This window comes from Burkholderia cepacia, assembly GCF_001039005.1.
In the GTDB taxonomy this organism is placed as follows: Bacteria; Pseudomonadota; Gammaproteobacteria; order Burkholderiales; family Burkholderiaceae; genus Burkholderia; species Burkholderia theae.
On sequence record NZ_LDWR01000055.1, the window covers coordinates 210,530 to 222,392 of the forward strand.

14 protein-coding genes are annotated in these 11,863 nt (G+C 67.8%); 4 read left to right on the forward strand and 10 right to left on the reverse strand.

The window, feature by feature from the left end:
- Nucleotides 1-54: 54 nt before the first annotated feature.
- The gene (locus VL15_RS29520) at nucleotides 55-753 is read right to left on the reverse strand and encodes a phosphatase PAP2 family protein (protein ID WP_048250221.1); all 699 of its coding nucleotides are present in this window, start codon (nucleotides 751-753) and stop codon (nucleotides 55-57) included.
- Nucleotides 754-1,012: 259 nt separating this feature from the next.
- On the opposite strand from VL15_RS29520, the gene VL15_RS29525 reads away from it, so the two are divergent.
- Both VL15_RS29525 and VL15_RS40820 read left to right on the forward strand, forming a co-directional pair.
- Entirely contained in the window at nucleotides 1,013-2,122 is a 1,110-nt protein-coding gene (locus VL15_RS29525) for a PHB depolymerase family esterase (protein WP_048250222.1), read from the forward strand.
- A gap of 81 nt (nucleotides 2,123-2,203) precedes the next feature.
- A complete protein-coding gene (locus VL15_RS40820; RefSeq protein ID WP_080970993.1) occupies nucleotides 2,204-2,380 on the forward strand; it encodes a DUF3563 family protein in 177 nt (58 codons plus the stop codon).
- Between the two features lie 107 nt (nucleotides 2,381-2,487).
- On the opposite strand, the gene VL15_RS29530 is transcribed toward VL15_RS40820, so the two are convergent.
- The 5 genes from VL15_RS29530 to VL15_RS29550 form a co-directional block, all read right to left on the reverse strand.
- Entirely contained in the window at nucleotides 2,488-2,907 is a 420-nt protein-coding gene (locus tag VL15_RS29530; RefSeq protein ID WP_031399791.1) for an organic hydroperoxide resistance protein, read from the reverse strand.
- A 156-nt stretch (nucleotides 2,908-3,063) separates the two neighbouring features.
- A complete protein-coding gene (locus tag VL15_RS29535) occupies nucleotides 3,064-3,516 on the reverse strand; it encodes a MarR family winged helix-turn-helix transcriptional regulator (RefSeq protein WP_048250223.1) in 453 nt (150 codons plus the stop codon).
- A 205-nt stretch (nucleotides 3,517-3,721) separates the two neighbouring features.
- Complete coding sequence (locus tag VL15_RS29540; RefSeq protein WP_048250224.1) at nucleotides 3,722-4,531, reverse strand: BPSS1780 family membrane protein; 810 nt, start codon at nucleotides 4,529-4,531, stop codon at nucleotides 3,722-3,724.
- A complete protein-coding gene (locus VL15_RS29545) occupies nucleotides 4,522-5,520 on the reverse strand; it encodes a homoserine kinase (protein WP_048250225.1) in 999 nt (332 codons plus the stop codon). Before VL15_RS29545 ends, VL15_RS29540 begins: the two co-directional genes overlap by 10 nt.
- A gap of 102 nt (nucleotides 5,521-5,622) precedes the next feature.
- Nucleotides 5,623-6,018, reverse strand: a complete 396-nt coding sequence (locus VL15_RS29550; RefSeq protein WP_048250226.1) for a hypothetical protein — start codon at nucleotides 6,016-6,018, stop codon at nucleotides 5,623-5,625.
- A 129-nt stretch (nucleotides 6,019-6,147) separates the two neighbouring features.
- Between VL15_RS29550 and VL15_RS29555 the strand changes: the two genes are divergently transcribed.
- Entirely contained in the window at nucleotides 6,148-7,674 is a 1,527-nt protein-coding gene (locus VL15_RS29555) for an AMP nucleosidase (protein WP_048250290.1), read from the forward strand.
- 121 nt (nucleotides 7,675-7,795) lie between these two features.
- On the opposite strand, the gene VL15_RS29560 is transcribed toward VL15_RS29555, so the two are convergent.
- Genes VL15_RS29560 through VL15_RS29570 form a run of 3 tightly spaced genes read right to left on the reverse strand, consistent with a single transcriptional unit; the run spans nucleotide 7,796 to nucleotide 10,110 of the window.
- A complete protein-coding gene (locus VL15_RS29560; RefSeq protein ID WP_048250227.1) occupies nucleotides 7,796-8,767 on the reverse strand; it encodes an aldo/keto reductase in 972 nt (323 codons plus the stop codon).
- A 25-nt stretch (nucleotides 8,768-8,792) separates the two neighbouring features.
- Entirely contained in the window at nucleotides 8,793-9,602 is an 810-nt protein-coding gene (locus VL15_RS29565) for an SDR family NAD(P)-dependent oxidoreductase (RefSeq protein WP_048250228.1), read from the reverse strand.
- 52 nt (nucleotides 9,603-9,654) lie between these two features.
- The gene (locus VL15_RS29570; protein WP_048250229.1) at nucleotides 9,655-10,110 is read right to left on the reverse strand and encodes a cupin domain-containing protein; all 456 of its coding nucleotides are present in this window, start codon (nucleotides 10,108-10,110) and stop codon (nucleotides 9,655-9,657) included.
- 164 nt (nucleotides 10,111-10,274) lie between these two features.
- On the opposite strand from VL15_RS29570, the gene VL15_RS29575 reads away from it, so the two are divergent.
- Nucleotides 10,275-11,207, forward strand: a complete 933-nt coding sequence (locus tag VL15_RS29575; RefSeq protein WP_048250230.1) for a LysR family transcriptional regulator — start codon at nucleotides 10,275-10,277, stop codon at nucleotides 11,205-11,207.
- A 63-nt stretch (nucleotides 11,208-11,270) separates the two neighbouring features.
- On the opposite strand, the gene VL15_RS29580 is transcribed toward VL15_RS29575, so the two are convergent.
- Nucleotides 11,271-11,834 (reverse strand): tautomerase family protein, encoded by a 564-nt coding sequence (locus VL15_RS29580; RefSeq protein WP_048250231.1) that lies wholly within the window; start codon nucleotides 11,832-11,834, stop codon nucleotides 11,271-11,273.
- Nucleotides 11,835-11,863 lie beyond the last annotated feature (29 nt).

Below are 11,863 nucleotides of genomic sequence, written 5' to 3' on the forward strand. Positions count from 1 at the left end.
GTGCATGAATTGGTCAGACCTGAAAGGAGGCGGGCGTGACGGCCGGGCGGCCTGTCACGTGTGGAGCGTGTGCGTCGCCGATTCGGTGCGCTGCAGAGACGACGGTTGCGACGCGGGGCGGTAGTTCGGATTGGCCTTCCAACGCGCGCGGACGAACGGGCGCTCGTGCCCCGACAGTTGCAGCGCAACCTTGGTGACCCAGCGATGCGACGGCACTGTGATGCCGTGCAGCGCGACGGTGACGAGCGCGAGGCTCGCGACGACCGCCGGCACTGACCAGCGGTGCGGCACCGCGCGCCACGAGCCGGCGATGAACGCGAGCGCGGCGATCGCGCCGACGATGCAGCCGGTGATCGATTCGGACGGCGAATGCGCATCGAGCGCGACACGCGATACGCCGACAGCGACGCCGGCCGCGAGCCCGAGCGCGATGCCGACGATCCGCACCGGCGTGCGCGTGCGGATCAGCATCAGGAAAATCGCGACCGGATAGACCGACGTCGACAGCATCGCATGGCCGCTGAACCCCGTGAAATCCCACGCGCGGATGCCGATGCCCCAGCCGAGGAACGCGATCTTCGTCAGCGCGACCACGCCGATCGCGGCCGCCAGCACGCCCAGCCAGGCGGTGGCGCGCTGCCACGAGTAACCGAGCGCGAGCCAGACGGCGATCGTGATCGCGAGCGGCAAGGTCAGGCCGGCGCCGCCGAACGCGGTGATCATGATCCACAGGTGAGACGACAGGTCGAACATCGGAAAACGGACGAACGGAGGCGGGGAGGATGCTTAAATCAACGCGCGAGCCGGGAAGAACGACTACAACGGATACAAGCGGCGAAACCCCAGTATAGCGCCGCGTGCGCACGCGCCCTGTTTTTTGCACCGCCGGGAACTATCCGCGCGCAGGAAAAATCCCAGAAACAATGTTATGGTGCATTGCACAAAGCCGAACGATGCATCCGCTGCGGCGCCTTCATGGCGCCCCTATTTTTCCTGACTGCGAGCCCGATCGATGACCAAAAGTCTGACCAAGGTGTGGCTGGGCGGCATGAAACGCATGCTGTCTCCGGCCGCCAAAACTGCGGTGCGCGATGCGCAGCGCATCACACGCGACGCACTCGAGGCCGCTGCCTCTCCCGCCGTATCCGATCTGTCCCCGCCGCGCGAATCACGCGTGCGTCCGCGTGCGGCCGCATGGGCGGCGGGTGAATGGACGCGCGGCGAACATCCGATGGCACCCGCGCTCGGGCGTCTCGTCCAGAATCTTGCGTATGGCCTTTACGTGCCGCCCGGCCGCCGGCGCGGCGCGATGCCGCTCGTCGTGATGCTGCACGGCTGCCAGCAGTCCGTCGACGAATTCGTGCAGGGCACGCGGATGAACCTGCTGGCCGACAAGCACGGTTTCGCGGTGCTGTATCCGGAGCAGTCGCTGCGCGCGCACGCGCACGGCTGCTGGCACTGGTATGAAGACACCGAGCGCGCGGGCCGCGGCGAGGCGAATTCGGTTGCGTCGCTCGTCGACGCGGTTGTCGACGAACACGGCTTCGATGCGTCGCGCGTCTATGTCGCGGGGCTGTCGGCCGGCGCGGGCCTCGCGGCGCTTCTTGCACTGCACCATCCCGACCGCTTCGCGGCGGTGGCGCTGCACTCGGGCCCCGCGCTCGGCGAGGCGAATTCCGGCATCACCGCGATGGACGTGATGCGGCGCGGCCTGCGACAGAACCCGGCCGCGGCCGTCGATGCGCTGGTCGATGCCGGCACGTATCCGGGCATGCCCGCGCTGATCGTCCAGGGCGACGGCGACCACGTCGTCGCGCCGAAGAATGCCGACCAGCTGACGGTGCAATTCATGCGCCTGAACGGGCTGGCCGACAGCCGCGGTGCGCTGCGCGGCGGCGAGCGGGTCGAGACGCGCGACTCGGGCGCGCAGATCACCGATGTCTGCCGCGATGGCGAACCGGTCGTGCGGCTCTGCCATGTGAAAGGGCTCGATCATGCGTGGGCCGGCGGCGACGAAGCCGTGCCGTTTCATGCGGCCGTTGGCCCCGATGCGAGCTCGATGATCTGGGCATTTTTCGAAACACATCGCCGCACTGTGGCGACCGAACGACGCATCGTCTGATCGACGCTGGCCAAAGCCTAGGGTTTTCCCTATAATTCGGGAAAACCCTAGTCAAAGAACCTTTGGATTGCGAGATCGACCATGTACCTGCTGAGCCACCTCTTCCTGATGCTGACCAAGAACGCTGAAACGGCCCGTAAAGAGCGCGCCGAGGCGTACCTGTCCGAAGCGACCGACATCTACGATCTCGAATTCCGTATGCGCAAAATCGATCGCGAAGCGGCGATGAACCGCCCGTATTCGCTCGGCTCGCGCTAAGCAGCGCAGGCGGGCCCGCCGGCCCGCCGCTCCGGCGAGTCACGCAAAAGGGCGCGTGCGGCTAGATGCCGCACGCGCCCTTTTTGCATTCGCGGCCTTGCGTCGCGTCAGACGACCGTCAGGCGCACCGGCACGTTGTTGCGCGTGGCGTTCGAATACGGGCACACGTGGTGCGCCTTGTCGACCAGCGCCTGCGCGTCGGCCTTGTCGAGCCCCGGCAGCGACACGCGCAGTTCGATGTCGAGCCCGAAGCCACCTGCGTCGTTCGGGCCGATGCCCACTTCCGCCGTGACCTGCGTATCGGCCGGCAGCGCCTGCTTGTTCTGGCCGGCGACGAATTTCATCGCGCTCAGGAAGCAGGCCGAGTAACCTGCGGCAAACAGTTGCTCCGGATTCGTGCCTTCCGCGCCCGTGCCGCCGAGTTCGCGCGGCGCGGCCAGCTTCACTTCCAGCTTGTTGTCGGCGGATACTGCGCGGCCGTCGCGGCCGCCCGTGCTCGTGGCGCTGGTCTTGTACAGAATGTTCATCGTGCAGCTCCTGTCGGGAAAAGGGGAGAAAAGCGGCCCGGTCGAACGGGATGTCGCCGGCCACGAAGAAAATATAGAACACTAATCATTAGTGTGCAAATGAAATTTTGAAGAAAAAGCCCGGCGGTGCCGGGCCAGTCGGCCGACGCTCGCTCGTCAGCGTTCGTTGGCGGCCGACAGCGCGTCGCGCAACTGCTGGAGATCCGCGCGCAACCTGACCAGGAACTCGGGGGTTTGCTGCATCGCGCAAAAGAGATCGGCGGGCACCGAGCGTGCGAGGTCCTTCAGCGCACGGCCTTCCGGCGTCACGCGTACGTTCACGACGCGTTCGTCGGCCGCGCTGCGCACGCGCTCGACGTAGCCGAGCGCTTCCAGCCGCTTGAGCAGCGGCGTGACGGTAGCCGGATCGAGGTCGAGCCGCGCGGCGATGTCCTTCACCGCGATGTCGTCGCGCTCCCACAGCACGAGCATCGCGAGATATTGGGGATAGGTCAGCGACAGCTTGTCGAGCAGCGGCTTGTACGCCTTCGTCATCGCGTGGGAAGTCGAGTAGAGCGCAAAGCACAGCTGCTCGTCGAGCGTCTGGGGTAGCGGGGGCAGGCGGTCCATGATTCGGGAGGCGCGGCGGACGCGCGAACAATTTGCACACAAATTATTTTGCGCGCAAAAGATCGGGTTGAACAGGGGCGCCCGGCCAGGGGCGCCCGGCCAGGGGCGGATGCCGCGAGATAGGGGGATCGGGAGAGGCGCCGGGAGACAACCCGGCGCGCGGAACAGCATGACGGCCGGCGGCGCGCGCCGGCCGGGAGAGGTTTCAGCGGCCCGACGTGGCGGTCGGCGCGCCCGGCTCCTGCACGCCGAAGCAGCCGCGATAGGTCGCGTAGAACGAGCAATACAGCATCGTGACGATGATGATCGTCACCGGCATCATGATCGTCAGCGCATAGGCGCCGGCGCCGAGCGCCTGCAGCAGCAGCGACAGCGCGAGCGACGTGCCGAGCGCGACGCCGAACCACAGCGCGCCGTACACGGTGAACGCGCCGCGATTGCGCCAGCAGCTGACGATGCTGAAGAACAGTGCCTTGGCGGGCGGGACGTCATGCCACGCGACCAGCACCGGCGCGAACCAGAACAGCATCGAGATCGGCAGATAGAGCAGCGTCGCGAAGAACAGCGCGCCGAGCGTGCCTTGCGCGGCGAGCGTTTCCGGCGTCGTGCTCGCTTCGTCCGCCGCGCCCATCATCACGTGGAACAGCGCGCCGCCGTCCACGAACGACGACGCGGCAAACACGAGCACCATCGACGCGACGTAGATCACGCCGAGCACCAGCAGCCGCTGGGATGCGACGGCGCCGTACGAGCGGAAGCCGTCGATCAGGATCGTTGGCATCACCGGCTTGCCGGCCACCGTGTCGCGGCACGCGGCCATGAAGCCGACCGCGATGCCGGGAATGAACACCAGCGGCAGCGCCGAGCCGATCACGGGCACCATCGACACCAGCGTGATCGCCAGCAGGTACGTGAAGAACAGCGTGATGAACGCGAGCGGGTTCCGGCGGAACAGCCAGACGCCTTGACGGAACCAGACATAGCCCGTTTTGGCGGGCACTTCGATCAGTTGCATGCGGTTTGGATCTCGGGAAGCGCGGGCGTATGGGCGATACGCTCTCGCAGGATGCGTTCGAAATGGCCGGGGTCGTGCGGCTTGAGCATCTCCGCCGCGCGTGGCAGGTAGAAGTCGTACAGGCGCGACACCCAGAAGCGGTACGCGCCCGCGCGCAGCATGTCGCTCCAGTGGCGACGCTCCTCGGCCGTGAACGGCCGCACCGTCTGGTAGGCGCGCAGCAGCGCATCGGCGCGCGCGACGTCGAGCACGCCGGTCGCGAGGTCGACGCACCAGTCGTTGACGGTTACCGCGACGTCGAACAGCCACTTGTCGCAGCCGGCGAAATAGAAGTCGAAGAAGCCGCCGAGCCGCACGTTGTGGCCGGTGCCGGGCGCCGCGTGCGCGAACAGCACGTTGTCGCGGAACAGGTCGCAATGGCACGGCCCGGCCGGCAGCGCCGCGTAGTCGTCCGACGCGAAGAAGCTGGCCTGGTGCGCGAGTTCGCCTTCGAGCAGCGTGCGTTGCGCGTCCGTGATGAACGGCACGATCGCCGGCACGTTCTCCTGCCACCACGGCAGGCTGCGCAGGTTCGGCTGATTGCGCGGGTAATCGCGCCCCGCGAGGTGCAGGCGCGCGAGCATTTGTCCGACCTCGATGCAGTGTTCGACCCCCGGCGCGAGTTCGGCCGCGCCGTCGAGCTTCGTGACGATCGCGGCCGGCTTGCCGTGCAGCTCGCCGAACAGCGCGCCGTCGTCACGCGGCACCGGATCCGGCACCGGCACGCCGTGGCCGGCCAGATGGCGCATCAGGTCGAGGTAGAACGGCAGTTGTTGCGCCGTGAGCTTTTCGAAGATCGTGAGGACGTACTCGCCGCGTGTCGTCGTCAGGAAGAAATTGCTGTTTTCGATACCGGACGGAATGCCGCGGAACGCAAGCACGTCGCCCAGTTCGTAGTGGCGCATCCATTGCGCGAGATCGGAGTCGGAAACAGCAGTGAAAACGGCCATGCGAGATGCGTCAGGTCAGGTTGTCGGCACGCGTGCGGCGTGCGTCGCAACAGCAGGTGAAGGGGAGGCGGCGCGCCGTGATCGACACGGCGCGCCACAAAATCAGTAGTGCAGGTTCAGCGACGGCAGGCGCGTGATCGGGATGCCCGCGTCGTGCGGCTTCGGCGACGTGTCGGGCGTCGAGCTCATCTGGTAGCGCGTGCCGAAGTTCGACTTCACGTCGATCTCGACCGGCTTGCCGCGGTCGCGGTACTCGGTGACCTCGGTGCCGTTCTTGCTCTTTTCGTGGAAGCTCGGCGTGCGGCGAATGTCGGCGAAGTCGACTTTCGACGAGACTTCGGCGCCCGGCCGGTTGATTTTGCGGAGATCGGGCAGGCCGGCGGCTTCGTTGGCCTCGGCCCGGGCCTGCGCGTCGGCGTCAGGCGTGGCGCCGGCGGCGTAAGCGCTGCTGGCGGCGGCAAACGCGACGGCAGCGGCGACGAGAATGAGCGGCTTCATGATGAGTCTCCAGTGAACCCACCGATTTTAGCAAATACTGCGCACCATCCGGCCCCTGCGTGTATCCGGGCGGCCATAAGGGCGCCCGGGTTCCGTGGTAATGTCGTCGGATCAGACGAGGTGATGAAAATGAAGAACGATTTGAGCCGCCGGCACCGGGTGCTGACGCCCGAGAGCCCGTCGGTCGAGGCTTTCGACGATTCGATCGCCGCCGTCGCGCGGCTGTCCGCCATCTACGACACGAATACCGGCTTCCTGCGAGACGCATTCGCGCGCTATCGCCGCCACGAACCGATTACCGAGCACGTGCGTGCGTGCTACCCGTTCGTGCGGATCCGCACCGACGTCAACACGCACGTCGACTCGCGCCGTTCGTACGGTTTCGTCGCCGGCCCCGGCGTGTTCGAGACGACGGTCACGCGCCCCGATCTCTTCGCGAACTACTATCGCGAGCAACTGCGCCTGCTGTCGAAGAACCACCATGTCAAGATCGAGATCGGCGTGTCGTCGCAGCCGATTCCGGTCCATTTCGCGTTCCCGGAAGGCATCCATCTCGAGGGTGAGCTCGACCGCGACCGCCTGCTCGCGATGCGCGACATCTTCGACACGCCCGACCTGTCGTATCTCGACGACCGCATCGTCAACGGCACGTTCGAGCCGGCGCCGGGCGAGCCGCATCCGCTCGCGCTGTTCACGGCCGCACGCGTCGACTTCTCGCTGCACCGGCTGCGTCACTACACGGCGACGTCGCCCACGCATTTCCAGAACTACGTGCTCTACACGAACTACCAGTTCTACATCGACGAGTTCGTGAAGCTCGGCCGCACGATGATGACGGAAAGCACCGATCCCGAGGTGCGCGCGTACCGCAGCCAGTACAGCGCGTTCGTCGAGCCGGGCGATGTCGTCACGTACAACGCGAACCTCGGCAGCGAGCCGGCCGAGGGCGCCGCGCCGCCGCGCCTGCCGCAGATGCCCGCGTATCACCTGAAGCGCGCGGACGGCAGCGGGATCACGATGGTCAATATCGGCGTCGGTCCGTCGAACGCGAAGACGATCACCGATCACATCGCGGTGCTGCGTCCGCACGCGTGGGTGATGCTCGGTCACTGCGCGGGGCTGCGCAACACGCAGCGCCTCGGCGACTACGTGCTCGCACACGGTTACGTGCGCGAGGATCACGTGCTCGACGCCGACCTGCCGCTGTGGGTGCCGATTCCGGCGCTCGCCGAAGTGCAGCTCGCACTGGAGCGCGCGGTGGCCGACGTCACGCGGCTCGAGGGCGTCGAACTGAAGCGCGTGATGCGCACGGGCACGGTCGCGAGCGTCGACAATCGCAACTGGGAACTGCGCGATCATCGCGAGCCGGTGCAGCGGCTGTCGCAGAGCCGCGCGGTCGCGCTCGACATGGAAAGCGCGACGATCGCCGCGAACGGGTTCCGTTTCCGCGTGCCGTACGGCACGCTGCTGTGCGTATCGGACAAGCCGCTGCACGGCGAGCTGAAACTGCCGGGGATGGCCGACACGTTCTATCGCGGGCAGGTCGATCAGCATCTGCAGATCGGCGTGAAGGCGATGGAGATCCTGCGCACGAACGGGCTCGACAAGCTGCATAGCCGGAAGCTGCGGAGTTTTGCGGAAGTGGCGTTCCAGTAAGCGTGACAACCGGCGGGCCTTGCGGGGCGCCGCCGCCGGGCTTTGCGCCGTCCGGCCTGCCGGCGGTGGATTGCACGGCTTCAGCTTCCTGACTCGACCCGGTCAGTTGCCGTGGCCGTGGTTACCATTGCACCGGCTCGATCGTCCGGTCGAACGCGGCTTCGAGCACCGCGGTTTCTCGATCGTCAAGCGTCAGGTCGAGCGCCGCGAGCGCATCGGTCACGTGATGCGGCTTTGACAATCCGACGATCGGCGCCGTGACGCCGGGCCGTCGCAGCGCCCACGCGAGGGCGATCCGGGCGGGCGCCAGGCCGCGTGCCTGCGCCACCTGTCCGACGGCCTCGACGGTCGCCGCGACCGCGTCGCGGCCGTCGTACCAGGACACCATCTGCCGGTCGGTCGCGGCCCGCGTCGTCCCGGCATCGCGCGAGCCGGCCAGCAACCCGCGGCCAAGCGGCGACCACGGCGTGTACGCGACGCCTTCCTCGATGCACAGCGGCAGCATGTCGCGTTCGTCGTCGCGGCAGATCAGGCTGTACTGGCTCTGCATCGACGCGAACCGGGCGAGGCCGTGATGCCGCTGGAATGCGAGCATTTTCATGAACTGCCACGCATGCATCGACGAGGCGCCGAGATAACGGACCTTGCCGCTCCTCACGATTGCGTCGAGCGCGTCGAGCGTTTCGTCGATCGGCGTATCCGGATCGAACCGGTGAACGACGTAGAGATCGACGTAATCGGTCCCGAGGCGCTGCAGCGACGCGTCGATACTTGCGAACAGATGCTTGCGCGACAGCCCGCGCGCATTCGGACCGTCGCCGGTCGGGAAGAACACCTTGGTCGCGATCACCACGTCGTCGCGCGTCGCGAAATCACGCAGCGCGCGCCCGAGAATGCGTTCGCTCTCGCCGCCCGAGTAGATGTCGGCCGTGTCGAAAAACGTCACACCGGCGTCCAGCGCCGCGCGGATGAACGGGCGCGCCGTGTCCTCGGTCGCGACCCACGGCCGCCACGACGGATCGCCGTAGGTCATGCAGCCCAGACACAGCTTCGACACCTTCAGCCCGGACGTTCCCAGTCTCACGTACTCCATTGATTCATCCTCCGTGAGGCGCCGATCAGCGCATGCCGCCGATCGTGTAGCCGCCGTCGACGAGGATCGATTCGCCGGTCACGAAACGCGCTTCGTCGCTGCAGAGCCAGACGGCCGCGTCCGCCACGTCCTCGGGGGTGCCGATCCGCCGCGCGGGCGTGAACGCGGCGAACGGGCGGAACATCTCGTCGTCGCCGAACCGGCGCGCCATCGGCGTGTCGATGATGCCGGGGTTGACGTTGTTGATCCGGATCCCGTGCGGGCCGCCTTCGAGCGCGACCGCGCGCACCAGCGCATCGAGCGCGCCCTTGCTCGCCGAATAGGTCGACGAGCCGGCCAGCGCGCCTTTCGCAAGCCAGGACGACGTATTCACGATTGCACCGCCGCCGTGCGCGAGCATCGCCTCCATCTCGTATTTGATCGACAGCCAGGTGCCCTTGAGGTTGGTGGCGATCACGTCGTCGAAGTCGGCCTCCGTCTGCTCCACGATCGGCGCGAACGTGCCCTCCGTGCCGGCGTTGTTGAACGCCGCGTGCAACGCGCCGTAGCGTTCGACCGTCGCGTCGACGAGCGCGCGTATGCCGTCGGCCGAGGCGATGTCGACGGGGATCGCGAACGCTTCGCCGCCGCGTTCGGCGATTGCGCGCACGGTGTCGTCGAGCGGCGCCGCGCGGCGTCCGGCCACGACGACGCGGGCGCCGTCGCGCGCGAACGCGAGTGCGGCCGCCCGGCCGATGCCGGTGCCGCCGCCCGTGACGAGCGCGACGCGCCCGTCGAGCCGGGGCCGCGGCTGCGTCGTGGAGGAGGGGATGGATCGGGTGTGTGAATCGGACATGATGGGTGGCGCTCCGCGTCAGGGTGAAACGAGCCGGCCGAAGGGCCGGCGCTCAGTCTTCGCCGTCCGGAACGGTCAGCGGTGCGCCGGGCGTGCCGGCGTAGAACACGATCAGCTCGGCGGTCTCGTCGCCGGTTTCGCCGCGATGTGCGCCATCGACCATTTCCGGCACCACGTCGCCGGGGCCGAGCGCCAGCCGCTTGCCGTCGCTGCGGCGTACGGCGGTCAGATGGCCCGACAGCACGTAGCCGATGTTGATCGACGGATGCGTGTGCCAGGGCAGTACGGCGTGCGGCGGGATGGTGTAGCGTACGACGGTCACCTCGGGCTGATGCGTCGGGTAGGCTCGGTAGGGCGAGCCGTCCCATGCGTGCGTGGTTCGCAGCAGCACCGTCTCGACGACGCGGGCGGGCGCATCGTCCGCGAGCGCGGGCGACGACGCACCGGCGATGATCGAGGCGGCCGCGACGGCGGCGCGGGAGGCGATGGAAAACGAGCGCAGGTTCATGGTGAGCGGCCCGTGCGGGCTGATCGTCGAAGATGGCGCCATTGTGCGAAGCGGGGCGGCACGCGAGTAGCACCGGTCCGGTTGAAACCGATTCAACTTGACGGACCGGCGTCGCGACGCCATTGACGAGTGCCCGGACGTGCCGGGTTCGACAGGAGCACCGAATGGATCGTTTGAAGGCGCTGACGGTATTCGTGCGCGTCGCAGTCGCGGGCGGCATCAGCGCGGGCGCACGCGAGCTCGGCATGACGCCGCAGGCGGCCAGCAAGCAGGTCGCCGCGCTCGAGGCGCTGCTGAACGTGCGGCTGTTCCAGCGCTCGACGCATCACATCGCGCTGACGGCCGAGGGCGAGCGCCTGCTCGCGCAATGCCGCGGCGCGGTCGGAGAACTGGAAACCGCGTTGCGTACGCTCGACGACGATCGCGCGCACGCGGTCGGCACGATCCGCGTCGCGGCGCCTTACTCGCTCGCCCGGCGCTTTCTCGCGCCGTTGCTCGGCGAGTTCTGCGACCGGCAGCCGGGCGTGACGGCCGAGCTGATCGTCAGCGACGACATGGCCGACATCGTCGAGCAGCGGATCGACATCGCGGTGCGGACCGGCAATCTGCCCGACAGCGGGCTGATCGCGCGCCGCGTCGCCGATCTGCAGCTGGTCGTCTGCGCGGCGCCGGCGTATCTGCGCCGCCACGGCGAGCCGCAAACGGTCGATGCATTGCGCGATCACCGCTGCACGGCGTTCCTGTATCCGCGCACGGGCAAGCCGTTTCCATGGGAGTTTCTCGTCGACGGCCGCGTCGACACGCAACAGGTGCACCCGTTCATCGCGACCAACGACATCGACGCCGAACTCGACATCGTGCTGAGCGGTGCCGCGATCGGCCAGTTCTTCGGTTATTCGGTCCACGCGCACGTGCGCGAGGGCCGTCTCGTGCCGCTGCTGACGCAGCACGCCACCGCTCGCTACGGGCTCTATCTGTGCATGCCGCAGCGCACGCATCTCCCGCTGCGGAGCCGGTTGCTGATGGATTTCCTTGCGGCCCGGCTCGGCGCGCATCCGGAACTCGCGCCACTCCCGCTGGCGGGGGCGCCGGCTTGACGCGCAGCGCCCTGGTTGCGAGCGCGCCGATGCGCTTGAGTGTCGGATACCGGCGCGCGTACGTCAGTGCGCGGGTGTGGCGGTGCCGCCGTGCGACCGATCGCGGTGCGTATCTCGCATCGCATCGAGGACGGCCTCCAGCATCCCGATCGCGTCCGCCTGCCGCTTGATCGCCAGCCGCTGTTCCCCGAGCGAGCGCAGCGTCGCCCCGCCGAAATATTCCATGATGTCCGGCAGGCGGCGTACGGTGCCGCGACTGCCCCAGCAGCCGTCGTCGATTTCCGTCGGCAGCACCCAGACGCGCGACGCGATGGCGTCGAGCGAGACGCCTTCCGCGCGTGCGACCGCAGCCGTGACGTCGGCGATCAGCCCGGCGCGCGCGGCGTCCGTGTACTGGCCTTCCGGCACGGTCGGCACGATCCGGTAGATCGGCGCGGGCGCCAGTTCGCCGGAGCGGTACACGGCCGCCGGCCGGTGGACGAAGATCCACGTCACATCCCGCACGCGCGGGTCACTCGGGTCGAGTCCTTCGTGACGGATCAGGATCTCGGTCAGTTCGCTAATCAATTGCGCTTCGGCAGGCTGCGCGAGCGCACCTTCGGGGATCGCGACGTCGATCATCGGCATGGTGGTGTCCTGGTTCGGTTGAGAGAGCG